Genomic DNA, 26,718 nt, shown 5'->3' with positions numbered 1-26,718 from the left:
CCCGAGCGACCCTGGCTCTCTCAGGTGTGCGTCGCGGGATCCTCCTGCTCGAACTGGTCGAGCCGGGCATCGACTGCCTGGTTGAAGAGGAGCGTGACGTCCGCCAGCTGCTCCGCGGCGGCCTCTGCCACCTTCGACCGGTCCGGGGTCGGGGGCTCGTTCCCGCGGCGCTGCCCGTGGGTGCTGGGACTGATGCTCGCGTCCACGGCCCTGTTCTCGGTCTCGATACCCACCATCGTCCTGTCCACGGCGGGGCCTACGGCCGCGCCGAGGGATGCGATGACGGATCGGCGATAGCCCTCGAGGAGAGCCTGCGGCGAGACGCCGCCGGACTCGTACGCACTCCTGAGTCCTTCGAGCTGCTCCGGCACCTGGGCCTTCGCCCGGTCGATCATGTCGTTGTCCCACTCGTCCTTGAGGTCCGCAGCACCCTGGTACGTGATGATCGTCGTCTGGTACCTGTCCGCCGTCCCGTTCCTCTCCGGTCTGAGCAGCGCCAGCGCGGTCCACGCCGTTGATCCCTCGTGGAACGGCAGGACGTGCTCGGACCGTGTCTGCCACACGATGTCCCCGGGGATCGCGGCGTTGCTCCTGCCGGTGATCGGGCCGGCTTGCTGCCCGTGGCGGGCCTTCACGCCGATGTTCGGGGCGCTGGCTCCCGGGAAGCGGGCGAGGTTCAGGTTGACCTCGGCGACCAGCGCGGCGACGGCGGCCGTCAGGGCGGTCTTCTGCGGGCTGCCGAAGGCGTCCGGGTTGGACGCGATCCACGCGTCGTAGGCCGTCCGTGCGGTGAGGTAGGCGTCGATCTTGTCCTTCAGCGGAGGTTGGTCCGCCCCCGGCATGTTCGTCAGCGCGATCGGGGCGCTGTGCAGGACGAGACTGCCGTTCGGTCCGTCGGCCTTCAGATGATGGTCCCCGTCCATACCCGTCACCACCTCGTCGACGGTGAACTCTCCGCCGGCAGCAGGCTCTGGTGCAGCAGCCTCCGGCGCGGCTGCCGGACCACCGGTCAGGGCGTCCAGTGCCGCGCGGCCGAGCGCCATCGCCTGGTCGAACAGCCAGTCGAGCGCCTGGTCCACCAGCTCGCGCAGGCCGACGATGATCTCCTGCACCTTCTCGGGCACGTTGCCGAGGCCCACCTGGTTGGCCAGGAACCCGATCGCGACGGGCACGGCGCTGGCCAGCCCGCGTTCGAGCATCGCGGCCCCGGGGGCGACGTCCCCGCGGGCGACGGACGCGATCGTGGACACGTACTGGTCGACGATCTCGAGCAGCTCGCGCAGGTAGTCGATGGCGGACTGCACGGCGTTGAAGAACGCGATCGTCCCGTTGATGACCGCCATGACGCCCGTCGGGTCGAGCATCGAGAGCAGCCGGGTGACCACGCGGTCGACGATCTCCCGCATGATCCAGTCCTTGGCGGTGGTCAGGATCGTGTCCCACAGGTTGCTCAGCTGACCCTGGATGAACTCCCAGACCGCGGTGATGCCGCGCTCCTGCACGTCCTTGATGAACGTCCACGCCCCGGTGAGCTGGTCGAGCGCACCCCGGATCTGCGCGACGCGCTCGGGGCCGATGCGCTCCCCCAGCTTCGTCCAGAGGGTCTCGGTGGTGACACCCAGCACCTGGATGACCAGCGTGATGATGTTCTCGACGGACAACGACGTCGGCGGCTCGATGCCCAGGCCGCGCAGCCCGCGGAACAGCCAGCCGCTCAGACCTTCGAGCAGGTAGGTCGCGATGTTGCCGAAGAAGCCCTCGAACCCGGCCTTCATGGCGGCGACGACGTTCTTCAGGAAGCCGACCGGGTCGTTCTTGATGTCCTCGATGGCGGCGGTCGCGTTGGCGATGATGTTGCCGAGCAGCTCGGACGGGAAGTTCATCAGCTCGAGGATCAGCCGGACGACCACCTGGATGACGACGCTGACGAACTCCGCGATCCGGTTCAGGGGGTCGCCGAACGCCGCGACGATGCGGTCGAACGTCTCGATCGGCGACAGCAGGCTCTCGAGCGTCACCGTGTTCCAGATCCCCAGGAACGTCCCGGTGATCAGGTCCCAGGAGATGTTGAGCCGGGTCATCGCCGACTCGATCGTCGCGGCCGCGTCGCCGATGACGCCCGACTCCGCCAGCTCGTCGTACATCGCCTCCCCGCCGGGCAGCAGCGTGATGAAGCCCTTGATGAGGTTCTCGGCGGTGCGCGGCACCGGCTCTCCGGTGAACGGGTTCCGTTCGAGGATCACGGTGAGCAGGTGGAAGCCGGGGACCCGGTGAGCGTGCTCGCTGGCCCACGCCAGGAGCGACTTCTTCACGAGCTCCAGCACCTTGAGCAGGATCATGGAGGCGAACGCGCCGACGTCCTGCAGCAGGGTGAAGGCACGGTCGGCCAGCGAGGTGATGTTCTCGATGAGGTTCGGCAGGTTCTCCGGGCTGATCGCGGCCCACGCGTCAGCGAAGAGCGCACCCGTGCGGCTGAGCAGGTCCGTGAACACGGCCCACTGCTGGTCGAGCCAGTCCGCGGTCTCCTGCAGGGTGCCGCGCTCGGTCATCTGCGCGAGCACCTCGTCGCGGCCCGCGAGCTTGAGGAAGTCACCGAGGATCTCGACGGTCGGTGCGCTGACGTCCTCGTCGCGGAGCGGGTCGTGGTGGAACACCTTCTTGGCCAGGTTCCAGTACGGCGCGATCTCGGGACGTTGCAGGAGCGGCTCGGCGACGTCGGCGACGACCTCACGGACCTTCGCGACGACGGCGTCGACGACGTCCGAGACGAACGCGCGGATGTCCGCGACGATCGCGTCGACGTAGCGCTCGACGATCGCGACGTTCCCGTCGATCCCCTCGGTGATCCCCATCTCGTCCCACGCGGCGGAGATGTCGTGGCCGATCCGGGACAGCGTGAGGTTGTGGGCCGCGAGCGCGTCCATGAGCAGCGTGACGATGTCGCCGAGGACGTCGATGGTCTGCAGGAGCGGCCCGACCGCGGCGCCGAACGGCCCGAACGTGAGGAGCTTCTCGACGAACTCCGTGCGGCTCACGGTGGCGGGCTCGTCGGTGAGCGGGTCCTTGCCGGTGATGACGGTCAGGAGGGTGTAGCCGGGGATCTCCCGGGCGGCGGACGTGACGCCGTCGATGATGAAGTCGGGGAGGAGGTCGGTGACCTCGAGGTCGCGGTAGACGGCGACGGCCTGCTGCTGCACGACGTGGGTCGCCTCGTGGGCCATGAGCTCGAGGTCCGCGGACGACTCCCCCTCGCCGAGGAAGATGTCGGCCCCGACGGTGAAGGCACGCGCGTGCAACTCGGCGGCGGCGGCGCCCACCTCGGGGCCCTGGTGCACGCGGACGGCCCCGAGGTCGGCGCCGAGGTGCGGCTCGACCTTCGCCTGGACCGCGGGGTCCATCGGCGCTCCGGCACCGGGGCTGGCGATGAGCGAGGAGACGGCCGTGGAGACCTCGACGTCCCCGCCCGCGGCGACGTCGTCGGTGGGTGCCGGGGCGTCGTCCCGGGACACGACGACCCGTGCGACGGGGGGCTCCGGGAGATGGGCCCGAGCCGCGGGTGGCGGTGCCCCGTGCGCGATCCGGGACGCGACGGCCTCCGCCTCGCGCTCGGCGGGGTCGTTCGGGTGCGAGATCGCCAGCGTCGAGCGTGCGAGCCGGTTGCCGCCGGTACCGACGAGGTTCGCGCGTGCGGCGCCTCCGTCGCGGGCCAGCCTGGCCATGCCCGCGTTGGACGTGGGGGTGCTGCCGCGGGCGGCGGTCGGGCGACCCCGGACGCGGTCCGTCGTCCCCTGCTCCTTGACCAGCGCGTCCCGCGTCGCCGGCATCGCGGTCAGCGTCCCGAGCGCACGACGTCGAAGTACCGGGCGAACTCGCTCTCGGTGGACAGGTGGCCGAGCTTGACGAACTCGCGCTGCATGGCCAGGACGAGCCGTTCCATCGTGATCGGGCCGCCCTCGTCCGCGGCGGAGAATGCCGCTCCGAGCGCCGCGTTGCGGATCACCCCGCCGGTGACCTTGAACTGGCGGGCGAGGAAGTCGAGGTCGAGGTCCTCCACGGGCGCCCCGGCGGGGAAGACGAGCTGCCAGATTCGGCGGCGCTGCTCCTCGTCGGGTGCGAGCACGTTGACCGCGACGCCGATGCGGCGCAGGAACGCGTCGTCGATGTTGCGCTGCAGGTTGGTGGCCAGCACCACCAGGCCGTCGAAGGTCTCCAGCCGTTGCAGGAGGTAGGCGACCTCGATGTTGGCGTACCGGTCGTGCGCCGACGACACCTCCGACCGCTTGCCGAAGAGTGCGTCCGCCTCGTCGAAGAAGAGCACCACGTCGCCGGCTCCGGCCGCCGCGAAGATGCGTTCGAGGTTCTTCTCGGTCTCACCGATGTACTTGCTGACCACGGACGACAGGTCGACCTTGTAGAGGTCGAGGCCCAGCTCGCGCGCGACGACCTCCGCCGCCAGCGTCTTGCCGGTCCCGGACGGCCCCGCGAACAGCGCGACGACACCGCTGGACGGGATCGCGGGGAACCCCCACTCGCCGAACACGGTCCGCCGCCGCCGGTACCGCGCGACGAGCTCACGCAGCTGGGACTTCTGCGCGTCGGGCAGCACCAGGTCGTCCCACCCCCGCTGCGCCCGCACGCGTACGGCCAGCCCGTCGAGGTGCCCACCGGCGAGCCGCCGCAGGTTCGCCTGCACCGCCGCCGGGTTCCCGCCGTCACCGCCCGCGACGAGCCGGAGCTGCTCGCGGGTCAGGCGGGCACCGCCCGAGTCGGTCGACCCGGTCCGGGCCAGCCAGTCCTCCGGGCCTGCCTCGCCGTCGAGGACGTGCACCTCGCGCCACCGCCGGTCGGGCAGCGCCTCGAGCGGCAGCTCGCGGGGCGAGGAGAGCGCGAACGTGAGGTGCGGAGCGGCCTCGATCCGCGCCGCGGCGAGCGGCTCGGGCGGGCCTGCGACCTCGAGCAGGACCGCGCACCCGTCGACGGTCGCCTCGCGGACCACCGCCGACCACTCCGCGGGCGACTGCGGGACGGACGTCGCGAGCACCGGCCGGCCGGCGAGCTCGGCACCCACCGCGCGGCGTCGGCTCTCGGCGTCGGCCCCGTGCACCAGCAGCAGGTCCGGTGGAGGTGACCGGCGTCCACGACCACGGCCCAGTGCCGCCAGGCGCCGGGTGCGCGCGGGCAGCTCCGGGTCGGGCGCGTCCACCCCGAGGACCGCCCAGACGAGCCGGGGCACCACCCCGCACATCCGCACCGCCCACGGCCCGGAGTCGTCCACGGTGACCAGCTCGGCCACGCGCAGCGGCGAGCCGGGCGCGACGGTCGGTGGTCCGGCCGGCCCCAGCACGCGGGCGAGCAGGGCGAGGGTGGGCCGCGGCAGCTGGACCGAGTCCTGCACGTAGGCGACCACCCGCTGACGCTGCGGGTTCAGCTCGACGGCCGTGAGCAGCGCGAGCGTCTCCACGTCGGGTGGCGTCAGGGCCGCGTTCCGGCACGTGCGCGCCAGCGGGTCGGCGCTCTGCGCGCACCAGAGCGTGAGCGCCGCGCGGGCCTGGACGACCAGCGGGGCGAACAGGTCGCGCACGGGAGCGGCGGCCTCGGGGCCGGGTCCGTCCAGACCGGGCAGCGAGCGCAGGATCGTGTCGAGGTCGTCGTCGTCGACGTACATGCCGGCGAAGTCCCGCGGTGGCACCCCGGACACGACGCGGCACAGCGCTGCCTCTCGCTGCAGCACCAGGTCCGCGAAGCGCTCCCAGGGCGTCACCTCCCTGTCGTAGCGCAAAAGTAGGGACAGGGGGGCGACCACTGCGCCGCTCTCACGGACGTGTGCGCGATCGGGCAGCCAGCCCGGCGCGATGGCGCGGCGCCCGGGCCCTGTCCGCGACGACCCCGCGGGCAGAGGCTGGACCCCACACGTCGACGGAGGGGAACGCCATGGCCACGCTGAGCAGCATCCGGTCGCCCGGTGTCTACATCCAGGAGCTGCCGGCCGGCTCGCGCCCCATCGAGGGGGTCGGGACGGCGATCGCGGCATTCGTCGGCATCACCGCCGACGGGCCGTACGACCAGGCGATCAAGGTCGCCAACTGGGGGCAGTACACGGCCACCTTCGGCATGTGGGTCGAGGGCGCGTACCTGCCGAACGCCGTCTACCAGTACTTCAACAACGGCGGCGGCTCGGCGTACATCACCCGCATCGGGTCCCTGAGCTCCGACGAGGGTGCCCGCGCGAGCGCCGAGCTGACCAGCGCGCTGAAGGCCGGGCAGGGCGTCTACCGCGTCGAGGCCAAGGAGCCCGGCGGGGCCGGTGACACGATCACGGTGACCGTCGAGCCCAAGCACGAGCAGGAGCCGCCGCCCGAGGGCGAGCAGGCACCACCGGCCGAGGAGGTCTTCACGCTCGTCGTGCAGCGCGGCGACGTCGTCGAGCGCTACGAGGGCGTGACACCGCGCAAGGGCGGCAACAACGTGGTGACCGCGCTGGCGGAGTCGGCGCTGGTGCAGATCAGCGAGCTGGGGGGCTCCTCCATCGTCGAGCGCGTACCCACCGCCGGAGCGCTCGTGCTCTCGGGTGGCGCGTCGCTGCCGGCCCGGCTCACCCCGGACGACTACCTCGGGGACGTCACCGCCCGGTCCGGCATCGCCGGGCTCGAGGCGCTCGACGACGTGACGATCGTCGCGGTCCCGGACCTGGTCGCCGCGTACGAGGCGGGGCAGATCGACGCCGACGGCTTCAAGGCCGTCCAGAGTGCGCTCATCACGCACTGCGAGACGCAGAAGGACCGGGTCGCCATCCTCGACACCCCGCGCGGCCTCAACGCCCAGCAGGTGCTCGAGTGGGTCAAGGAGAAGACGCGGTTCTCGTCGGCCTACGCAACGACCTACTGGCCGTGGCTGTCCTTCTGGGACCCGCTGGCCGGTCGGGCGCGGCTGTTCCCGCCGAGCGGCGCGCTCGCGGGCATCTGGGGTCGCAACGACGACACCCGGGGCGTCCACAAGGCACCGGCCAACGAGGTCGTCGCCGGTGCGCTGGACGTCGAGCTCAACATCACGCGCGTCGAGCACGACGACCTCAACCCCGCGGGCATCAACGTGATCCGGGCGTTCCCGGGCCGCGGCATCACGGTGTGGGGGGCGCGGACGCTGTCCGACGACACCACGTGGCGGTACATCAACGTCCGGCGGCTCTTCAACTACATCGAGTCGTCGGTGCTGCGCGGAACCCAGTGGGCCGTCTTCGAGCCGAACGACCTGGACCTGTGGCAGCGGATCAAGCGCACGGTCAACGGGTTCCTCCTCGGCCTGTGGCGCGACGGTGCCCTGTTCGGTGCGACACCCGACCAGGCGTTCTACGTGAAGTGCGACGAGGAGACGAACCCGCCGGACGTCGTGGACGCCGGGTACGTCGTCATCGAGATCGGCATCGCACCCGTGAAGCCGGCCGAGTTCGTCGTGTTCCGGGTGAGCCAGCTGCCGACCGGCGGCGCGGTCCAGGAGTAGGTCCAGCGCGAAGGAAGGGACGGACACCATGCCCATCGGTGAGGACGCACTCGCGAACTACGCCTGGCAGATCGAGGTCGACGGCATCACGCTCGCCCAGTTCAAGGAGGTCTCGGGGCTGAGCATCGAGGTCTCCGTGATCGAGCACCAGGAGAACAAGCCCAAGGGCATCCCGGTGATGAAGAAGCTGCCGGCGGCCCAGAAGTTCAGCGACATCACGCTCAAGCGCGGCATGACCACCGACAAGGGGTGGTGGGCCTGGGTCAAGGAGGTCCAGGAGGGCAAGATCGACAAGGCCCGCCGAGGTGCCGCGATCGTGCTTTACGACTACGAGCGCGGCGAGAAGATGCGCTTCAACATCACCAATGCCTGGCCGTCGAAGATCAGCATCGGCTCGCTCCAGGCGGGTGGCTCCGAGGTCACCGTGGAAGAGGTCACGCTCGTCCACGAAGGCCTCGCGGTGGCGTGAGCACGACGATGTCGGTCGCGGCGAACCCCGCGGTGCTCCAGACGGAGTTCAGCTTCGAGCTGCCCATCGGCTACGAGGACGACGAGGGCCGGGTGCACCGGTCGGGCGCGATGCGCCTGGCCCGTGCGCGCGACGAGATCGTGCCCCTGCGCGACCCGCGCGTGCGGGACAACGAGGCGTACCTGACCGTGCTGCTCCTGGCCCGGACGATCACGCACCTCGGTGACATCACGTCGATCACGCCCGCGGTTGTGGAGAACCTCTTCACGCCGGACCTCGCGTTCCTGCAGGACCTCTACCGCCGGATCAACTCCGAGGGACACACCACCGCGTCGGTGACGTGCCCCTCCTGCCACGAGGAGTTCGCCGTCGACCTGGCGGGTGGTCCGCCGGGGGAATCCTGACGTACGCGACCGCTGACCTGCTGGACGAGGTCGCGTACCTGGCAGCCGTCCTGCACTGGCCCCTCGACACGCTCCTCGACCTGGAGCACCCCGACCGGGCCCACTTCCTGGCGTACGCGCACCGGATCGTCGACGAGGCTGAGGAGGAGGCGCAGTGAGGCGATGGCCGTTCGCCGCGCGGGCAGCCGCAGCCCCACCTGCTGCGCCACCCGCCTCCGCACCGCGCCGGCACTCGTGGGACGCGGTGCCGGCCTTGGTCCCGCGCGCCCTCACGTTGCAGCCCGTCGCGCGCAGCGCGGACTTCAGCCGCGGGCTCGGCACGCGGCAGGACTCCCCCGTGGTGCTGCGGGAGCCCGAGCACGCCCTGGCGCGGCACCCGGGCGGGCACGTCGACGGGCTCGTGTCGCACGCCGCCGTGCCGACCGTCGCCGCCCCGCAGCCGGCCTCCGTCCCTCGCCGCGGGCTGGTGGGTCGCCGGCGCCGGTCGGCCGCCGCCCCTGAGGAGCCGGTGGTCGCGCGGTCGACCACCGTGGACCACGCGCCGTCCTCGTTCGACGCCGTCGCGTCGCCACCTGTTCTGCCGGTGGTGGCGCGCTCGGCGTCTGCGGGCGACCCGCGCCCCGTCGGACCGTCCAGCTCGCCGACGGGCGCCGGTACGCCTGTCGCCCGGTCCTCCGCGGCACCGTCGTCGGCGCCACGGCCGTCCGCCCCGCAGACACCGGCAGCGCGGTCAGTCTCGACGACGACGACGCAACCACGCGCAGCGCGGTCAGTCTCGACGACGACGTCGTCAGCACCGCAGGTCGCGGCACCGTCGGCCGCGGCACCGTCCGCGTCCGTCGCACGCTCGTCGACCCCCCCGTCGTCGGCGACGTCGGTGCCGGTCCGTCGCACGCCTGCCTCGTCCACGCCACCCGCCCGGTCCGTGGTCAGCTCGCCTCCCGCCCACCCGGACCCGGTCGTCGCGCGCGCCCTGACCCCGGCCGACCCCCCGACGAGCACGACGACCACTGCGAGCGTCCACCGTTCCGCGAACACCCCCGCTGCGTCGCCGACCTCGTCGCGCCCGACCGCCGCCCCACCGACGTCGTCCCCATCCGCGGACTCCGCCGCGGTCCTCCGGGCACCGATCGCGCCCGCCACGCCCGGACGACCGGCCCGCTCGGGGCTGCAGCCTCCGGTCCACCGCGTCGCGGATGTCGCACCCAGCACCGCAGTGCCGGCCACGCCGTCGCCGCGGGTCTCGCCGCCCTCGTCGTCGAGCCCGGGCGGAGCCGCCACGCCAGTGGCACGAGCGGCGAGCAGCCCCCCCTCACCCGGATCGCCTGCCGGGCGCTCGACTCTCTCGCCCGGCGGACCGGCGCCGACCGACGTGCCCGTCTCCGCCCCATCGCCGGGACCGTCGAACGTCCCGGTCGCACGATCGACGAACCCGGCATCGCCCGTCCGCCCTGTCGCGCGCTCGACGTCGGCGCCCACCGGCCCGCTCACCCCGGTCGTGTCGCCGGGCGCTGCAGACCGCACGAGCTCGCGACCGGTGGCGCCCGTGCGGCGTCTCGCCGCGGAGCCGACCAGCACCCCGCCGTCCGTGCGGGTCCGGCGCTCCTTCGACGCGCAGTCCGCGTCGCCCGGCGGGCCGCAGTCGACCCCGGTGCCGCAGCCGAGCGCACCGGTCCGACGGTCTCCGGGGTCAGCGCCGGACCTCGCACGCTCGATCGCACCGGCCGACAGTCCCGCGACACCCATCACGCGATCTGCAGCACCGGCTGCCCGGTCCAGCGATCCGGAGAAGCACCTCGGGCGCTCCGTCGCACCCACCACGGGAACCGTCGCGCCCGTCACCCGCGCCGCCGCACCGCGCCCCGTCGACACCGCCCCGCCGACGTCGGCGGCCGTCCCTCGCGTGTCCCGCGACGTCATTCCCACCCGGACCCTCGCCAGCACCCCGCCGACCCGTCCGGCGGCCTCTGCCCCGTCGTCGGCCGCGACCCCCGTCACCCGCTCCTTCGACGCCGACGTCGCCCGATCCGCGGCGACCCCGTCCCGTCAGCCGGTCGCGCCCGTCGACACCACCTCGTCCCCGAGTCCTGCGGCACCGGTCGCGTACCGATCCGTCGCCCTCGACGCGCCGGCCGAGCGGATGCGGTCCCTCCCCGTCGCGACACCCGCCGACCCGTCCACGAGCGTGCGACGCGCGCCGGTCCGCACCGCCGGGCGGTTGCCGCTCGGGCTCGGCTGGCCACCCTCAGCTGCGGAGCCGGGCAGCACACCCGCGGCCCCGGCCGACGCCGCCGTGACCCGGGTGATCGCCCCTGACGGTCCGACGAACGACGTCCCCCGCACCGTGCTCCGCACGCCGACGTCGAGCACCCCCGCCCCGGAGCCCACCGCGGACACGGCGACCGACCCGTTCGACGCCGGCGCCGTCGCGGTCGCCGCCGGGATCGCCCGCCGGGTCGACCCCACCGAGGTCCGCTTCCCCGCGCCGGGCCAGTCGATGCCCATGCCGGTCGCCCGGGCCGCGACGGCGGTCGCCGAGCGGGCACCCGAACCGGCACCGGCGCAGCAGGCCGGCGAGGTCGTCGCGGCGGGGCCGGCCGCCCCACCGGCACAGGACCTGGGCGCCCTGGCGGACGAGCTCTGGGAGCGCCTCGAGCTGCGGCTGCGGACCGACCTGATGCTCGAGCGCGAACGTCGCGGCACCTGGCCGGACGCCTGAGGAGGTGACAGCGATGACCAACGACACCAACCCCGTCAACACCATGCGGTTCGACGTGACGATCGACGGCCACGACATCGGCTCGTTCACGGCGATCGACGGGCTCAGCGCGCAGTACGAGGTCAAGACGTACGCCGAGGGCGGCGAGAACGGGTACGTGCACCGCCTGCCCGGTCGCCTCTCCTACGGCACCATCAAGCTGACCCGCCCGGTGGAGATGCGGACCCGCGCGCTCGGCGAGTGGTTCCGGGAGGTCGCCAAGGGCCAGGCGACCAAGGCGCACACGGCCGCGATCACCGCGATGAACGACAACCGTGTCACGGTCATCACCTGGTCGTTCGACGGCGTCTGGCCCGTCAGCTACAAGGGCCCGAGCTTCGCGGCCGAGGGCGGCAAGGTGGCCACCGAGGTGTTCGAGTTCGCCCACGACGGATGGAAAGAGTCGTGACCGGCGCCGAGCGGGCGCTGGCGGTCCTGGCCGAGAACGACGACACCAGCAAGAAGCTCGTCTTCCACTTCAACCCGACGACGATCAGCTTCACGCGCGCCGTCCAGTACAACCGCGCCCCGAACCAGGCCAACGACCCGCCGGTCCAGTTCACGGGCGCGGGCCCGACGTCGATGACGCTGCAGGTGTTCCTCGACAAGGTGGGCAAGGGCGCCCCGAACGGGATCCAGCCCGAGATCGACCAGCTGGTGTCGTGGACGACGGTCGCCGACGTGTCGCAGCCGGGCAGCGGTCCGCCGAAGCTGATCTTCACGTGGGGCGTCCTGTCGATCAACAAGGAGAAGACGCTCGTCGGCTACCTGGAGAACCTCAAGGTCACCTGCGAGATGTTCGACCGCAACGGCCTGCCGCTGCGGGCCACCATCGACCTCACGCTCAAGTCGGCGGCCGCGGAGCCCAAGGGCACCAACCCGACCTCGGGCGCGGAGTCGTCGCGCCGCCGGCACGTGCTGCGCCGCGAGGAGAGCCTGCACTCGGTGGCGCACTCCACGTTCGGCGACGCCGGTGCGTGGCGGGCGATCGCGGAGCTCAACGGCATCGACGACCCGACCCGGCTGCGGCCCGGCCGTGAGCTGCTCCTGCCCGACGTGTCCGAGCTCGCGGCGGCTGTGCGATGAGCCCGGTCGCCACGAGCGTCGGCGCCCGGCCCGTGGTCAAGGTCGGGGCCGCGGAGCTGTCCCAGCGGATCGCGGCGGCGCTGCGCACCACGATCGTCGACACGGACGCCGACGGCCCGGACTCGTGCCGCCTGGTGATCGACGACCCGACGCGCGAGCTGCTCGCGGACAGCGACCTCGACCTCGCCGCCGAGCTGACCATCACCGCCGGCCGCGTCGGGGAGAACTCGGGAGACACGTTGTTCGACGGCGTCGTCTACGCGATCGGCTTCGACTACGACGACCGCGGCGGCTACACCACGGTGACGGCCTACGACCGGTCCTACGGCCTGTACAACGGGCTGCACACCACGAGCTTCCAGAACATGACCGACGGCGACATCGCCAAGCAGATCGCCCGGGACGTCGGCCTGACGGCGGGCGACGTCGCGACGACCGCGGTCCTGCACGAGCACGTCTCGCAGGTCAACGAGACCCACATCGAGTTCCTGGAGCGGCGCGGCCGGGAGGTCGGCTGCGTCGTCGTCGTGTCCGGCTCGACGCTGCACTTCCGGGCGCCCACGCCGGCGTCGGACGCTCCGGCCCCCGGGTCCTACGACTCGGCCGACCGGCTGCAGCTGGTGCCCGGCAGGAACCTCCAGCGTCTGACCGTCCGCGTGACGGCCGCCCAGCAGGTGTCCCAGGTGGAGGTCCGCGGCTGGGACACGTCCACGAAGCAGGCGCTCGTCGCCACGACGGACGCCACGACCGGGACGGCGAGCCTCCGGGACACGCCCGCGTCGGTCGCCGAGCTGTTCGGCAGCCCGCGCGGGGTCACTGTCGACCTCCCGCTCGGCCAGCAGGCGGAGTGCGACGCCGTCGCCGCGGCACGGGCCGAGCACCTGGGCAGCACCAACGTCTTCGCCGAAGGGGTCGCGGACGGCGACCCGCACCTGATCGCCGGGGCGGCGGTGAGTCTCGGCCAGACCGGCGGGCGGTTCGACGGCAAGGTGACGCTGACGCGCGCGAAGCACGTCTGGGACGACCGCAGTTACCGCACCTACTTCACGGCGAGCGGCTCCCACGACCGCTCCGTGCTGGGGCTCGTGCGGGGTGGTGGCCAGCACCGGTCAGGTCCGGGCGGGCTGGTCGTCGCGCTGGTCACCAACGCGACGGACCCGGAGAAGCGCTGCCGCGTGAAGGTGAAGTTCCCCTGGCTGGACGAGGACTACGAGACCGACTGGGTCCGGGTCCTGCAGCTCGGCGCGGGCGCGGACCGCGGCCTACAGCTGCTGCCCGAGGTGGACGACGAGGTGCTCGTCGGCTTCGAGCACGGCGACAGCCGCCGCCCGTACGTGCTGGGCGGTCTGTACAACGGGGTCGACGCGCCGCCGAAGGACGACGCCGTCGGCTCGGACGGCGCCGTCGCCACGCGCGTGTGGCGCAGCCGCAGCGGCCACGAGTTGCTCATGTCCGACAAGGCCGGCGAGGAGACCCTGGAGCTACGGACCGGCGACGACAAGGCGAGCGTCGTGCTGGCCACGTCGGACGGCTCGATCGTCATCACCACCGAGGGCGACGTGAAGGTGGACGCCAAGGGCAACGCCGAGGTCAGCACGCAGGGTGACCTCAAGGTCGAGGCGCAGGGCTCCGCGACGATCAAGGGTTCCTCGGGTCTCACGCTCGAGAGCAGCAGCACAGTGACCATCAAGGGTTCGACCATCAAGCTCAACTGAGGAGGAGGCTCGTCGTGGGTGCACCAGCAGTCGTCATGGGCGACAAGGTGATGGGGATGTGCGTCGGGCACCTCGTCCCGTCCCCCGTCGGCGCCCCCATGCCCGCGCCCGCGCCGCTGCCGATCTCCGCACCCCTGACCCTGGGGCTGTCGACGACGGTCCTCATCGGCGGCAAGCCCGCCGCGGTCAAGGACAGCAGCGGGTACAACCTGCCGCCGCACGTCGGCCTGCACCCAAGCGACCCGAAGCTCGTCCCGACCACGCAGGAGGCCAAGGTCGTGGTCGGCAGCAGCACGGTGAAGTTCGACGGGAAGGACGCGGCGTACACGGGGTGCACGGTCACCGCGTGCATCGCACCGACCGCCGCGGTCGTCGGCACCGGGGCGACCGTCCTGATCGGCTCATGAGGCGTAGGGAGGAGGACCGATGAGCGACGCCAACAGCTTCGTCGGGGCCGGCTGGCACTGGCCCCTGACGACGGACCAGACGGGTGCGGTCGCGCTGGTCAGCGGCACCACCGAGCTCGAGCAGGCCATGTACCTGGTGCTCGCGACCAACCCCGGGGAGCGCCCCATGCGGCCGGAGTTCGGTGCGCGGCTGCGCCAGTTCGTGTTCGCCTCGGGTGACGCCACCACGGCCGGCCTGATCGCCGCCGAGGTGCAGAGCGCGCTCGCCCGCTGGGAGCCGCGCGTGACCGTCGAGCAGGTCGACATCACGACGGACGCCGACGACCCGTCGACGCTCTGGATCGACATCGGCTACACCGTGCGGTCCACCAACGACCGCCGCAACCTCGTCTTCCCGTTCTACACGATCCCCGCCCACCGGTCCGAGGTGCGCGCATGACGCTGCCCACGCCCCGCCTGGACGACCGCACGTTCCAGGAGCTCGTCGACGAGGCCAAGCGGAACCTGCAGCTGCGGTGCCCGGAGTGGACCAACCACAACGTCTCCGACCCGGGCATCACGCTCATCGAGACGTTCGCCTGGATGACGGACATCCTGCTGTACCGCGTGAACCGCGTCCCCGACCGGCTGTACGTCAAGTTCCTCGAGCTCGTCGGCGTCCGGCTGTTCCCGCCGCACGCGGCCCGCACGGAGGTGTCGTTCCGGCTGTCGTCGCACCACGACGACGTCGTCCACATCCCCGCCGGGACCGCGGTGTCCACGCGCCGCTCCATCTCGCAGGAGTCCCTCGGGTTCACCACGCTGCACGGGCTCGACATCCCGCCGTCCGCGTCGCGCACCGTGCTGACCGTCTCTGCCGACGGCGACACGTCCGACCGCACGGGCGTGCTCGGGCTCGGGGACGGGTTCCCCGCGTTCAGCGCGACGCCGGCCGTCGACGACGCGCTGTACCTGGGGCTGGACCAGCCGGCGCGGTCGTCGCTGCTGCTGGTCCAGGCGGTCTGCTCGCTCGGCGGGTACGGGATCGACCCCCGACGGCCGCCGCTGGTCTGGGAGGCGTGGACGCCGTCCGGGTGGGAGACGTGCGAGGTCGAGCGTGACGACACCCTGGGGCTGAACGTCTCGGGGGCCATCGAGCTGCACGTGCCCGACGGTCACGACGAGTCGGTAGTCGGCGGCATCGCGGCGGCCTGGATCCGCTGCCGCGTGGTCAAGGCCGCCCGGCAGTACCGCTCGTCCCCGCTGCTGGTGTCCGTCACGGCCGCGACGATCGGCGGCGACGTCGAGGCGACGAACGCCGAGCAGGTCCGCGACGAGGCGCTCGGCACGTCCGACGGCACCGCCGGCCAGGTCCTGCGCCTCGCCTATCCCCCGGTGGTCCTGGACCGCGAGGACCCGTTGGTGCTCGCGGTCGGCGTCCCGCCGGAGGACGGCATCGGCCCGCCGACGTGGGAGAACTGGACGGCGGTCGACGACTTCGGGTCCAGCTCGCCGACGGACCGGCACGTCACGGTGGACCCGACGACCGGGGAGATCCGGTTCGGGCCGTCCGTGCGCCTGGAGGACGGCTCCGAGCGGCGGTTCGGTGCGATCCCGGCCCGGGGTGCGGCGCTGCGCGTCCGCGGCTACCGCACCGGTGGGGGCGCCCGCGGGAACGTCGCCGCCCGGACGGTCTCGGTGCTCCGCTCGTCGATCCCGTACGTCGCCGCGGTCTACAACCGTCGCGCCGCCGCGGGAGGTGTCGACGGCGAGGACGTCGAGAACGCCCGGACGCGCGGACCGCTGGAGCTGCGTGGCCGAGGACGGGCCGTAACGGTCGAGGACTACGTCGCCGTCGTGCACGAGGCCGCGCCCGAGCTCGCGCGCGTGCACTGCGTGCCCGTGGCGGAAGGGCCGGACGCCGGTGCGGTGCGCATCCTCGCGATCCCCGGGGCGCCCGGCCAGGACGGCCGCATCTCGCTGCGCGACCTCCAGCTCCCCGACGGCGCCCGCGAGCGCGTCCTGGCCGCGCTGGACGCGACGCGCGTGGTCGGGGTGCGCCTGAGCGTCGAGCCGCCCAGCTACGTGGGGATCCGGGTCGACGCCCGCGTGCGGGCTCGCCCCGAGGCCGATCCGGCGCAGGTGGAGCGGGACGCCCTCGCGGCGCTCTACCGCTACTTCCACCCGTTGGCGGGCGGTCCCGACGGCACGGGGTGGCCCCTGGGCCGACCGGTGCAGCCGGGCGAGGTGCACGGCGTCCTCGGGCGCGTCCCCGGGCTCGACTACGTCGAGGACGTCGTCCTGTTCCGGGCCAACCCGCTCGACCGGTCGATCTCGGCTCCGCAGGACCGGGTCGACCTCGGGGACACGCACGTGGTGCTGAGCGTGGAGCACAGCATCGTGGTGCAGGGCGGTGCGGCGTGAGAGGCGGAGTGGGGGCCGTCGGTTCCCCACCGCCGTCGACGTCGTTGGTGGAGGGCCTGCCGGAGGCCTTCCTCGGCAGCGACTTCACGACGGGGCTGATCGCCGCGTTCGACGACGTCATCGGCTCGGTGGGCGCCACCCTGGACGACCTCGACGCGTACCTCGACCCCCGGTACGCACCCGACGACTTCGTCCGGTGGGTGGCCTCGTGGCTCTCCCCCGCGATCGCCGCGCGCCGGGACGCCGAGCACCTCCGCCGGCACCTCGGGGACCTCCGCCGCGCCCTGGTCGGCCGCGGGACGCTCGACGGGGTGACCGCGGCCGTCCGAGCATGCACCGGTCTGGACCCCGACGTGCGCGACACCGGCGGGGTGGCCTGGAGCAAGCGACCGCAGGGGGCGTTCCCCGGCCGGTCGGCGCCGCTGCTCGAGGTCGACGTGCGGATCGCCGAGGACGAGCCCGACCCGGATGCCGTGCTCGACCTCGTGCGGTTCGTGGTGGACGACCTTAGACCTGCACACGTACCGGCAGCGGTCCGGCGAGCACCGGGCTGAGGGCCGCCGTCCCGGGCACCGTGATCGGCACGTCCAGCTCCGCGAGCACCTGCGCGTACTCCCGGCGGGCGGTCGCCGCCGCGGCCGGCTGGCCGTCCGCGGCGAGCGCGTCGATCAGGCGCGTCCACAGACCGTCCTGGTAGCGGTCGAGAGCGAGCGCGTGGCGCGTGACCTGGATGGCCTCCGGTCCGTCGCCCGCTGCCGCGCACAGGTCCGCCAGCGACTGGCAGGCCCGCACCACCGACCCGCGCACCTCGTCGCGCTCGCCGGTGACCCACTCGGCGGGACCGTCGTCGGGCAGGAGGTCGGCGGTGAGCTCCCGCACCCCCGCGGCGAAGCTGCGCCGGCCGTTCTCCACGTCCCCGCGCTCGAGCGCCGACCGGCCCGCGGCCAGGTGCCGTTCGACGCGGCGCACGTCGTGCAGGTCCGCAGCCCCGAGGTGCAGGGCGTAGCCGCCCCCGGTCCGGCGGACCACGGACGTGGCCGGGGTCGCCGTGGCCCGGTCGAGCAGCCCGCGCAGCGCGCTGATCGCGACCTGGAGGCTGTGCTGCGCGCGCTCCGGGTCACGACCCTCCCAGAACCACTCGACGAGTCGTTCGCGGTGCACGGGCAGCGGTGCGTGCAGGGCGAGCGCCCGCAGCAGCGCCTGGTGCTGGGGACGCAGGACGTTCAGCGCGACCGGGGTGCCGTCCCGCAGCACGGTGAAGCCACCGATGCACCGGACCTCGAGCGCGGGCGGCGCCTCTGCCTCCACGCTCGCGCGTGTCGGGCGCATCCCGCGCAGGACGAGGGTCGCCCAGGTGGCCGCGCCACTGCTGCGCGCCAGCCGCGCTGCCCGGACCCGGCCCTGGGCGGTGCCCGAGGCCAGCAGCGCGATGGTGTGCGGGAGCGGCCCGACGCCGGCGGCGACGCGTTCGACGTCGGCCGTCGCGCCCGGGTCCACGCGTCCCGCGCGCGCGTCCTCGACAGCGGCCATCGTCGTGCACCACGTGGCGAGCGCGGGCGCGCCGAGCGCGGTCAGCTCGGACGCGAGGCCCGAGTGCTCGTCGGCGGTGAGCATCCCCGAGGGAAGTCCGGCCACCGCCCCGAACAGTCCGAGCAGGGCTGCACCCCACCGGTCGCCGATCGCGGCGCACCGGTCCCGCAGGTGGCACAGGGCCTCCCGTGCGGTGTCGGGGCGGCACGCGAGGTCGAGCCCGTCGGCGATCCGCTCGAGGGCGGGGGCGCCGAGCATCTTCGCGGCGACGGCCGCGCGCTCGCGGCTCTCGGCGGCCTCCGGACGGAACGACAGGGACAGGCTCGCGGCCTCCCCCAGCAGGGCGACCGCCTCGAGGGCCGACGGCAGGGTCGGCAGCTCGGAGACGGCGGAGAACTCCCGCGCCGCCGCCGTCAGGTCACCGGACGTGAGCTGCGCGACAGCGTGCGCGAGGCGCCGCGGGGCGTCCGTCGGGCGTGCCTCCGCGAGCTGGCGCCGTGGGGCGACGAACGCGTCACGGGTCAGCGCCACCCAGTCGGAGACGACGCCCAGCGGCGGGTTCACCCAGCTCTGCACCATCCGCAGCTCGTGGGCGGCGAGCGCCCTCCCGGTCGCCGTCTCCACCCGGGTGCCGGCCAACCGGTACGCCTCGAGCGCCTCCTCGAGCGCGCCGTCCACCACGAGCCGACGCGCGAGCGCGAGCGCGACCCACGGGTCGGTGTCGCGGATCGACGGCGGCAGCTCGTCGATCCAGGAGCCGGGGCGCTCGGCCAGCTCGCCCCCGCCGATCGCGAGGACCCGCTGGGCCGCGTCCCAGTCGTGCGCGCGGCACGACGAGCGCAGCGCCGCGTCGAAGTCACCCTCGCGCAGCGCCAGCTGCGCGCTCCGCTGGTGCAGCTCCCGAGCCCGCGCACCGCCGTCCCGGCCGACGAGGACGTCGAGCAGGTGCGCGCGCATGACCTCGTGGCAGCCGTACACGGTGCACTCGGCGTCGGCCACCGCGTTCAGCAGCCCGAGGCGGTGAGCCTGCTCGAGCAGCGCGGCGGAGTCCGTGCTGCCTAGCAGCTCGTCGCACCGCGCCGCCGTGAGCGTGGCCAGCACCGCGGTGCGGACGAGGAAGTCCCGCAGCGGCGCCGGCACCTGGTCGAGCACGTGCCGCGCGAGGTAGTCGCCCGAGAGCTGACCGCCTCCGACGCCCAGCAGCCGCGCCCGGCTCGACGGAGGCCGACCGTGCGTGGCCAGGTGGAAGAGCTCCAGCCCGGCAGCCCAGCCACCGGTCCGGTGCGCGAGGTCCGCCACCTCGTCCGCGCGCAGGCGGGTGCCGTGACATGTCCGGAACAGCTCCTCGACCTCCCACGTCCGGAACCGCAGGTCCTCGGCACCCAGCACCGTCGCGGTGCCGGCGAGGTGCCGCGTCAGCGCGGTCGAGGTCACCGTCCGCGAGCCCAGGGCCACCCGCAGGTGCACCGGCTGGTGCAGGAGCAGCCCCTCGACCACGCCGGCCGCGGCGCTCCCGTCGATCGACTGCAGCTCGTCGAGCACGAGCAGCGCCGGCGCCTCGAGCACCTTCTCGAGCGCCACCAGGGCGTCCTCGGTGGTCGTCCACGGCTCCAGCTCCGCCACCGCCGGCGCCAGGTCCGCACACGCCAGCTGGAGGTGCGCGAGGACCGCGGCGGTGCTGCCCAGGGCTCCGTCGAGCGTGAGCCAGGCGACCGGGGCGGTCTCCCGTGCGGCGACGTGCGAGAGGAAGGTCGTCTTCCCGCACCCGGCGGCCGCCACGACGCTCACCAGGGGTTGCGCACCGGGTCCGACGACGGGGTCCAGCAGGCGGTCGCGCGACAGCCCGCGGGGCGCAGGGCGCCGGGTGCGCGCCCGCAGAACGGCCGGATGCCCCTCAGCCCCCGACACAGCACACCTGGCTCGACGTCGTCACTCTGCCCCCGCAAGACCGTCGCGTACGCTGACCCTAGCCGTCGGGCGATTCATCCGAAAGGGTGTAAAACCGGCGTCGAGTGCACGGGGGTGAGGTCGTACGGTCACGGAACCTGGGGGCGGGTCCGCCGACGCGCCCGATCCTGCTCTGGACGACGAGCTCGCGGACCTGCTCGCGCCCGCAGACATGGAGTTCCAGGCGGGGCCGACGACTCCGATCCGCGAGCCGAGCGCCCCGCGGTCACGCACTGCCGCGCCCACGCCGTCGCCTGCGCCGGATCCTCGACGCGACGAGCGGTCCGACCCGCCGCCGGTGCCCGCGCCGGAGCCCCTACGCCGCGAGCGGTCCGACCCGCCGGTGCCTGCGCCGGAACGCCAAGCCGACGAGCGGTCCGACGCGGCCGTCGAGCGACCGACTCCCCAGCGCCGTCCGGAGACCGACCGCCCCGCGGAGCCGTCGGCCGTGCACCAGGCGCCGCGACGGTCGACGCCCGAGCCCGCCACGGCCGCTCGGCCACCTGTGCGTACCGCCGTCGGCCCGCCCGTCGACCCGGTCGTGGTCGGCGAACGCTTCCAGCCCGTCCCCGGCGGCGCCCTCCCCCGACCGCACCCGAGCGATCCGCTGATGGCCGCGCTGCTCGCCACGCCGGCCGCGCCCGTCTTCGCGGTGACCGCAGGGACCGTCCGGCGCGCCCCTGCGCAGGTCGCGGCGGGGGCCGTCGAGCTGCGAGCTCCGGACGGCAGCGCGTTCGTCCTGCTGGGCGGGTCGACCGTGGCATGGGTGGTCGACGACGAGGAGCCCGTCGTGGCGGGCGCGGTGCTCGGGATCGTCGCCGGATCCCCCGGTGACCCACCCGGGGAACCTCTGCTGGTCCTCGCGATCGACCCGTCGGGCACCCAGGTGGACGCGGTCGCGCTGCTGGTCGGCCTGCCCGACCCCGGGGAGCTGGACCTGATGGGTTCGGACCCCGCGGCCGGCGTCGACCCGTACCGCCTCGACCTCGAGCTCGCCGCATCGCTCGTCCGGGGGGCGACATGATCGTCTGCGCGCGGTGCCACCACGAGAACCCGGACGGCACGCTCCTGTGCGAGACGTGCCGGACGTACCTGGGCTGGTCGGCGTCCACCCCGGCCCCGAGACCCGCTCCCGCCCTCGCACCCGAGGACGCCGAGCCGCCGGCTGCGACGGTCGATGAGGTCACGCCACCCCCGCCGACTCCGCCGGTGCCGCCCGCTCGCCCGGTCCCACCGACTCCCCCCGTGCCGCCCGTCCACCCGGATCCGCCCGTTCCCCCGGTGCCGCACGCTCCCCCGCCGGCAACGTCACGACAGCCGCTCCTGCCCAGCCCGCCGACGTCGCCGGGCGCGCCCGCAGTCGCTCCGGGCGCGCCCAAGGCTCCCGCGCCCATCACCGTCCGCGCGGCGGGCGGACCAGGTGCACGCCAGCCGGTCACCCCCGTCGCCGTCCCGGCCGCGCCGTCCGGACGGCCAGCCCCCGTCCCGCCCCCGATCCCGACTCGCGCACCGGCCGCCACGGGACCCACTCCTGCGGCGTCGGCCCCTACGACGACCGCTCCCGCGACAGCCGTTCCTGCTTCGGCCGCTGCTCCGACGCGCGGACCAACGCCATCCGCTCCCGCGACGCCCGCACCTACGGCGCCGCCACCTACGACCGCCGCTCCCGCGACGCCCGCACCTGAGACGCCCGCACCTCAGACGTCTCCGACGGACCCAGCCGTCCCACCGCCACCACCGGCCCGGCGTCCGCCGACATCGGTGCGACCGGTCCCCGTCGTCCTGACCCCCAACGAGTCGACGCCACGACCGCCGGAACGCGCGGCCGCCCGCGAGGCGCCGGAGCGCACGATCGGCGTGCGCGTCGCGGCGGGCGAGGCGCGGATCGCTCCGCGGGCGCCGACGGACCCGGACCACCCCACCGGGACGCCGACCCCGCCGAACGCGTTCGACGCGGTGCTCCCGACCGACGCCGGCGCGTACTCCGGTCCGGCCGACGACCGCCCGTCGGCACCCGACCAGCCCGCCCCGGCGGACGCCTGGCAGAGCTTCGAGGACGCCACCCGGTGCCCGTCGTGCGGACGCGCGATCGCGGTGTCGCGGCGCTTCTGCCGGTGCGGCGCGACGCTGGTCCGCGCGACGCCGCCGGAGGTCGACCCGGAGCCACCGCGAGAGCCCTGGTACCGGCGGTGGCTCGGCGGGTTCCGGCGGGGTCAGGGCTTCTGGCGGCGGATGCGGATGGCGAACAACGGGGTCCGGGCGCGCTACGACCAGGCCCGGTCGGCGCAGGTGCACCTCGCCGAGGTCACCGCGGTGCTGGCCGCGCTCGGCATCACCGCGGTCTTCGTCCTGCCCAGCACCGCCCAGATCGAGACCCAGGTGGTCGAGCAGGTGACCGCGCTCGATCCGCGTGGGTACAGCGCGATCCAGGGCGTCACCGCCACGACCGACCCACCGACCCCGCCCGAGCCGGGCTTCGACGCGACGTACGCGGTCGACGGGATGACGGGCCGTGCCTGGGCCGGCGTCTGGACGCCGCCGACGGATGCCGGGCCGACGTGCCGGCGACCGGGCGGCACCGACACGCTGGTCCTCACGCTGCCGGAGCCCGCCGACGTGGACCGGATCGCCTTCAGCACGGGGCTGCCGGAGACGAGCCCCGACCGGGCGACGCAGGACCTGCCGAAGAAGGTGGACGTGAGCTGGGGCGACGGAGCCGACCAGTGCGCGTCCATCGACCTCACGGACTCGCCGGACCTGCAGCCGCTCGACATCGACGCCACCGACGTCAGCGAGGTCCGCGTCGTCGTCGTGAGCGTGCACGAGACCCCGGACCCGCCCGAGACCCGGCACGTCGCGTTCAACGAGGTCCAGCTCATGCAGCGCGGTGCACCGGGGCTCGACGTCCCCGTCCCCTGACGGGTCAGGCGGGCGCGTCCGTGCGACGCGCGACCAGCAGGTGGTGCGGGTGCACGCGGCGGGCGTCCAGCCGGTGCAGCTCGACCTCCAGCCCGAGCTCCGTCAGCCAGCCCCCCATCGTGGCCGGGTCGACGAAGTCGAACGACGAGCCCTCCGTGATGCGCAGCACCTTCACCGACACGGTCTCCTGGACGGTGTTCCAGCGCACCTTCCACGCCGGCCGGGTACCCATCTCCTTGACGACGACGCGTCCGCCGGGAGCCAGGGCGCGCACCGCCTCGGCGAGCAGGCGACGCTGCTCGTCGGCGGGCAGCAGGTAGAGGACGTCGACGAACACGACGGCGTCCCAGGGTCCGGCCGGGACGGCGCCGTCGGGTGCCTCGCGGATCTCCAGGTGCTCGACCGCACGGGCCGCCACCTGCGCGGCGTCGATCTTGTCGGCGTCGATGTCCACGCCCAGGACCTCGCGCGTCGGGTCGAGCAGTGCGGCGTAGGCGCTGAACAGGCCGTGCCCGCAGCCGATCTCGAGCACCCGGCCGCCGGGCGGCAAGGCCGCGGCGATCGCGGGGAACGGGGCGCTGAACCAGCGGATCGCCACGTGCGCGCGCACTCCGGCCGGGGCGGGCCGGTACAGGCGGAGGGCTGCGCGTCCTGCGGTGTCGGGCCGGCGGCGCGTGGTCGTCGTCATGCGGCACCGTCCGAGGTGGTCAGAGCGGCGAACCCGCCCAGGGTGAAGCCCGCGACGGCGATCTCGTCGCGCACCGCCGGGTCGAGGAGCATGGCGAGCTCGTCGGCCCACTGGTAGTCCCACGTGAAGCGGCGCAGGTCGCCGTCGCCGGCCTGCGCCGGGTGGGTGTTGATCTCGACCGTGCGCGCGCCTCGTCGGACGGCGTCTGCCAACGTCCGCCGGAACCGGTCGGCGTCGAGGTGTCCGGCCTCGTCGAGACCCGCGTAGTCCTCGGTCGTGGCCCGCCCGGCGGCACGCAGGGCCGACCGCGTCCTGCGGGACAGGAGACGGACGCCCATCCCGACGGGCGCGTGGGAGTGGCTGCCAGGGAGCCGGACCGCCGGCACACCGGCTGCGCGTGCCAGGTCCGCGACCACCGTCGCCACCGTGGGCCACAGGTGGGTGTGCTGATGGGTGTCCACGTGGGTCACCGGGACGCCCACGCCGAGGACGCGCTGCAGCTGGGCGTCGAGCTCGCGGCGCACGTCGTCGGGATCGAGGCGGCCCGTCAGTCCACGTCGGACGACCGTGCGGTAGCTCAGCGGGAACGCGCCCCGGGAGTCGACGAGGGTCGGGATCTCCCGCGCGGACAGGAGCGGCGGGTCCTCCCCGACGAGCGCGAGATGGGCGCCCAGCTCGAGGGTGGGCACGTCGCGCAGCATCGCGGCGGCGTCGTCGAACTCCCGGCCGACGGCCAGCAGCGACGTGGCGGTCACGATCCCGTCCTCGTGCGCCTGCCGCACCGCCGCGTTGACGCCCCGGGTCAGTCCCAGGTCGTCGGCGGTGACGATCAGCAGGCGCGTCACGACGGGACCGACGACCCGGCCACCGGGACGACGTGCTTGAGCTCGCTGCGCAGCCGGACCATCTCCCCCACCATCGTCCGGATGACGCCGAACGAGGACAGCGTCGAGACGCCACGCGTCCGGGGGAAGTAGTCGACGCCGATCTGCAGGATCTGGAAGCCCGAGCGCTGCGCGCGGATGACGAGCTCGGCGTCGATGAACGAGCCCTCGCTCTTGAGCGTGACGTGGTCCAGGACCCGCCGCCGGCACAGCTTGAACGCGAAGTTGATGTCCCGGATCCGGGTGCCGAAGGCGAGCTGGACCATGCCGTTGTAGAAGAACGAGTAGATCGCGCGCCGCGGCCCCTCGCCGGTGCGGTCCAGCCGGTAGGCGCTGACCAGGTCGACCTCGTACATCTGCAGCACGCGCAGCGCGCGAGCCACCTCGGTCATCTCGAACGGCAGGTCGGCGTCGGTGTAGAGGACGACGTCACCCGTCGCGGCCGCGAACCCCGTCTTGAGGGAGCCGCCGAGCTTGCGGTTGACGTCGTGGTGCACCACGCGGACGTGCGGGTCGGCGGCGGCCAGCGCGTCGGCGAGCTCGGGGGTCGAGTCGGTCGAGGCGTCGTCGACCACGATGAGCTCGTAGTCGAGGATCCGACCCTCCGCCACCAGGTCGTCGCAGACCGTGCGGGCGGCGCCGACGGCGCGGTGGATGTACAGCTCCTCGTTCCACATCGGGAAGAAGATCGAGAGCTTCTCGAAGGGTTCGGGTGCGTGGGGAACGACCGTCACGAGACCGGTACCGATCTGCCGAAGAGGTAGGTGAGGAAGAAGAGGAGCGCCGCGCAGACGCCCAGGACGGCGATGCGGACCCAACGATGCCGGACCCCGGCGAGAAAGTCCCCGGCGGCGGCGATGACGGGGAACGCGACGAGCACGTAGCGCCCGGTGCCCATGAAGTCCTTGGTGCCGATCAGCGGGATCACCAGGACGACGACCGTGAACGCGAGGTAGCCCCACCCGAACAGCCGCCACACCCGGCGCAGCAGGAGCACGGCGCACAGGCAGGCGAGGGCCTGCAGCGTGAGGATGGCGGCGACGTCGTACGGGCCCTTGATGAGCGCGCCCGCGTACCCGATCTTGAACCACGTCCGAGGCCCGACACCCTGGTTCCACCCCGGCGCCGACTCCACCTCGATCCACGCGAGCGGGTGCCCGAACGTCAGCGCGAGGTAGACGCACCACGCGACGATCCCGAGCACCGCGGCGAGCACGCCGAGATGACGGAGGCGCACGTCGCGGACCGCGGAGACCAGGTCGCGCCAGCCGACGGCCGCGACGGGTTCGGCAGCGTCGTCGGTGCCGATGGCACTCGGCGTCGACGCGCGACGGGACTCCGCGAGCATCTCGAGCGTGCGGACGACGAGCCCGGCGGCGACCGCGATCCCGACGGGTCTCCCGGCCGTGGCCAGGGCACCGACCAGGCCCGCGGCGAGGTACCACCGGCGCTCGAGCAGGACGAACGCACTGATCGCACAGAGCAGGAACAGGGAGTCGGCGTACATGGCGCCGTACAGGAAGAACGAGTACGGGTAGACGAGCAGGACGGCGATCGCCATGATCGCGGACCGACGGGGCAGGCGCTGCCACACCCACCAGGCGAACAGCAGGACCGCGGCGAGCCCGGCGAGCACCCCGAGGAGCGACCCCGCGAGCTGGAAGTCGTCCAGCAGCCCGCCCAGACCTCGCACGCCCAGGGGGTAGACCGGGAAGAAGGCGATCGACGACTGCGACCCCGGCACGTAGGAGTAGCCGGTGGCGGCGATGGACCAGTACCAGGAGGCATCTCCCTGGAACCATCCGTCGAGCCAGCCCGGACCCTGCAGGAACGGCACGCCCGGCGACTCGCTCCGGTGGATGTTCGTCAGGGCGAGCACCGTCGAGAGGGCGGCCGACACGGCGACGAACGCCACAGCGACGACCGGCCACCGCAAGGGGCCGTTCGCCTGCGTCCCGCGGACCACGTCGCCCGTGAACTCGCCCTGCGCGCCGCGCACCTGTGCTCCTTG

General features: G+C 73.6%; 21 protein-coding genes. 14 read left to right on the top strand and 7 right to left on the bottom strand.

Annotation, left to right across the window (positions count from 1 at the left end):
- Positions 1-20 precede the first annotated feature (20 nt).
- Together J2X26_RS10315 and J2X26_RS10310 are read right to left on the bottom strand one after the other, a co-directional pair.
- Positions 21-3,824 (bottom strand): eCIS core domain-containing protein, encoded by a 3,804-nt coding sequence (locus J2X26_RS10315; RefSeq protein WP_307491985.1) that lies wholly within the window; start codon positions 3,822-3,824, stop codon positions 21-23.
- A gap of 5 nt (positions 3,825-3,829) precedes the next feature.
- Entirely contained in the window at positions 3,830-5,761 is a 1,932-nt protein-coding gene (locus tag J2X26_RS10310; RefSeq protein ID WP_307491983.1) for an ATP-binding protein, read from the bottom strand.
- Between the two features lie 170 nt (positions 5,762-5,931).
- On the opposite strand from J2X26_RS10310, the gene J2X26_RS10305 reads away from it, so the two are divergent.
- The 12 genes from J2X26_RS10305 to J2X26_RS10250 all read left to right on the top strand — a co-directional run bounded on the left by J2X26_RS10305 (position 5,932) and on the right by J2X26_RS10250 (position 17,293).
- Positions 5,932-7,497: a phage tail sheath family protein gene (locus J2X26_RS10305; RefSeq protein WP_307491981.1), complete on the top strand. Its 1,566-nt coding sequence runs from the start codon at positions 5,932-5,934 to the stop codon at positions 7,495-7,497.
- A gap of 28 nt (positions 7,498-7,525) precedes the next feature.
- Complete coding sequence (locus tag J2X26_RS10300; RefSeq protein ID WP_055914089.1) at positions 7,526-7,966, top strand: phage tail protein; 441 nt, start codon at positions 7,526-7,528, stop codon at positions 7,964-7,966.
- A complete protein-coding gene (locus J2X26_RS10295) occupies positions 7,963-8,370 on the top strand; it encodes a hypothetical protein (RefSeq protein WP_307491976.1) in 408 nt (135 codons plus the stop codon). The genes J2X26_RS10300 and J2X26_RS10295 overlap by 4 nt, the downstream gene beginning before the upstream one ends.
- Positions 8,307-8,528: a hypothetical protein gene (locus tag J2X26_RS10290; protein ID WP_307491974.1), complete on the top strand. Its 222-nt coding sequence runs from the start codon at positions 8,307-8,309 to the stop codon at positions 8,526-8,528. The genes J2X26_RS10295 and J2X26_RS10290 overlap by 64 nt, the downstream gene beginning before the upstream one ends.
- A 1,388-nt stretch (positions 8,529-9,916) precedes the next feature.
- Positions 9,917-11,089: a hypothetical protein gene (locus J2X26_RS10285; RefSeq protein WP_307491972.1), complete on the top strand. Its 1,173-nt coding sequence runs from the start codon at positions 9,917-9,919 to the stop codon at positions 11,087-11,089.
- A 13-nt stretch (positions 11,090-11,102) separates the two neighbouring features.
- Complete coding sequence (locus J2X26_RS10280; RefSeq protein WP_307491970.1) at positions 11,103-11,537, top strand: phage tail protein; 435 nt, start codon at positions 11,103-11,105, stop codon at positions 11,535-11,537.
- Positions 11,534-12,214, top strand: coding sequence for a CIS tube protein (locus tag J2X26_RS10275; RefSeq protein WP_307491969.1), 681 nt, complete (start codon positions 11,534-11,536; stop codon positions 12,212-12,214). Before J2X26_RS10280 ends, J2X26_RS10275 begins: the two co-directional genes overlap by 4 nt.
- Complete coding sequence (locus tag J2X26_RS10270) at positions 12,211-13,929, top strand: VgrG-related protein (RefSeq protein WP_307491967.1); 1,719 nt, start codon at positions 12,211-12,213, stop codon at positions 13,927-13,929. Before J2X26_RS10275 ends, J2X26_RS10270 begins: the two co-directional genes overlap by 4 nt.
- A 14-nt stretch (positions 13,930-13,943) precedes the next feature.
- The gene (locus J2X26_RS10265; protein WP_307491965.1) at positions 13,944-14,336 is read left to right on the top strand and encodes a PAAR domain-containing protein; all 393 of its coding nucleotides are present in this window, start codon (positions 13,944-13,946) and stop codon (positions 14,334-14,336) included.
- Positions 14,337-14,355: 19 nt separating this feature from the next.
- Positions 14,356-14,775, top strand: a complete 420-nt coding sequence (locus J2X26_RS10260; protein WP_307491963.1) for a GPW/gp25 family protein — start codon at positions 14,356-14,358, stop codon at positions 14,773-14,775.
- On the top strand, positions 14,772-16,739 hold the full coding sequence (locus J2X26_RS10255; RefSeq protein WP_307491961.1) for a putative baseplate assembly protein: 1,968 nt from the start codon (positions 14,772-14,774) through the stop codon (positions 16,737-16,739). Before J2X26_RS10260 ends, J2X26_RS10255 begins: the two co-directional genes overlap by 4 nt.
- Positions 16,736-17,293, top strand: coding sequence for a phage tail protein (locus J2X26_RS10250; protein ID WP_307491959.1), 558 nt, complete (start codon positions 16,736-16,738; stop codon positions 17,291-17,293). The genes J2X26_RS10255 and J2X26_RS10250 overlap by 4 nt, the downstream gene beginning before the upstream one ends.
- Here the strand turns inward: J2X26_RS10250 and J2X26_RS10245 are convergent.
- The gene (locus tag J2X26_RS10245) at positions 17,247-20,177 is read right to left on the bottom strand and encodes a BTAD domain-containing putative transcriptional regulator (RefSeq protein ID WP_307491958.1); all 2,931 of its coding nucleotides are present in this window, start codon (positions 20,175-20,177) and stop codon (positions 17,247-17,249) included. The two genes, J2X26_RS10250 and J2X26_RS10245, sit on opposite strands and share 47 nt — an antisense overlap.
- A 382-nt stretch (positions 20,178-20,559) precedes the next feature.
- On the opposite strand from J2X26_RS10245, the gene J2X26_RS10240 reads away from it, so the two are divergent.
- Both J2X26_RS10240 and J2X26_RS10235 read left to right on the top strand, forming a co-directional pair.
- Complete coding sequence (locus tag J2X26_RS10240) at positions 20,560-21,240, top strand: hypothetical protein (protein WP_307491956.1); 681 nt, start codon at positions 20,560-20,562, stop codon at positions 21,238-21,240.
- Between the two features lie 737 nt (positions 21,241-21,977).
- Positions 21,978-23,135: a hypothetical protein gene (locus tag J2X26_RS10235; RefSeq protein ID WP_307491954.1), complete on the top strand. Its 1,158-nt coding sequence runs from the start codon at positions 21,978-21,980 to the stop codon at positions 23,133-23,135.
- Positions 23,136-23,139: 4 nt separating this feature from the next.
- Here the strand turns inward: J2X26_RS10235 and J2X26_RS10230 are convergent, their stop codons facing one another.
- The 4 genes from J2X26_RS10230 to J2X26_RS10215 are packed head-to-tail and all read right to left on the bottom strand — an operon-like array spanning position 23,140 to position 26,706.
- On the bottom strand, positions 23,140-23,823 hold the full coding sequence (locus tag J2X26_RS10230) for a class I SAM-dependent methyltransferase (protein WP_307491952.1): 684 nt from the start codon (positions 23,821-23,823) through the stop codon (positions 23,140-23,142).
- The gene (locus J2X26_RS10225; RefSeq protein WP_307491950.1) at positions 23,820-24,668 is read right to left on the bottom strand and encodes a ChbG/HpnK family deacetylase; all 849 of its coding nucleotides are present in this window, start codon (positions 24,666-24,668) and stop codon (positions 23,820-23,822) included. The genes J2X26_RS10230 and J2X26_RS10225 overlap by 4 nt, the downstream gene beginning before the upstream one ends.
- On the bottom strand, positions 24,665-25,441 hold the full coding sequence (locus J2X26_RS10220) for a glycosyltransferase family 2 protein (RefSeq protein WP_307491949.1): 777 nt from the start codon (positions 25,439-25,441) through the stop codon (positions 24,665-24,667). The genes J2X26_RS10225 and J2X26_RS10220 overlap by 4 nt, the downstream gene beginning before the upstream one ends.
- Entirely contained in the window at positions 25,438-26,706 is a 1,269-nt protein-coding gene (locus J2X26_RS10215) for a hypothetical protein (RefSeq protein ID WP_307491947.1), read from the bottom strand. The genes J2X26_RS10220 and J2X26_RS10215 overlap by 4 nt, the downstream gene beginning before the upstream one ends.
- Between the last annotated feature and the right edge of the window lie 12 nt (positions 26,707-26,718).

Origin of the sequence: Cellulomonas humilata, assembly GCF_030814415.1 — a bacterium.
Lineage (GTDB): Bacteria > Actinomycetota > Actinomycetes > Actinomycetales > Cellulomonadaceae > Cellulomonas > Cellulomonas humilata_A.
This window is presented reverse-complemented; position numbering and strand designations above follow the sequence as displayed.

What these genes read in the sequence shown, in the direction of transcription:
- J2X26_RS10315 (WP_307491985.1), bottom strand. Translation starts at nt 3,824, where the DNA reads ATGCCGGCGACGCGGGACGCGCTGGTCAAGGAGCAGGGGACGACGGAC.
- J2X26_RS10305 (WP_307491981.1), top strand. Translation starts at nt 5,932, where the DNA reads ATGGCCACGCTGAGCAGCATCCGGTCGCCCGGTGTCTACATCCAGGAG.
- J2X26_RS10300 (WP_055914089.1), top strand. Translation starts at nt 7,526, where the DNA reads ATGCCCATCGGTGAGGACGCACTCGCGAACTACGCCTGGCAGATCGAG.
- J2X26_RS10280 (WP_307491970.1), top strand. Translation starts at nt 11,103, where the DNA reads ATGACCAACGACACCAACCCCGTCAACACCATGCGGTTCGACGTGACG.
- J2X26_RS10270 (WP_307491967.1), top strand. Translation starts at nt 12,211, where the DNA reads ATGAGCCCGGTCGCCACGAGCGTCGGCGCCCGGCCCGTGGTCAAGGTC.
- J2X26_RS10260 (WP_307491963.1), top strand. Translation starts at nt 14,356, where the DNA reads ATGAGCGACGCCAACAGCTTCGTCGGGGCCGGCTGGCACTGGCCCCTG.
- J2X26_RS10255 (WP_307491961.1), top strand. Translation starts at nt 14,772, where the DNA reads ATGACGCTGCCCACGCCCCGCCTGGACGACCGCACGTTCCAGGAGCTC.
- J2X26_RS10230 (WP_307491952.1), bottom strand. Translation starts at nt 23,823, where the DNA reads ATGACGACGACCACGCGCCGCCGGCCCGACACCGCAGGACGCGCAGCC.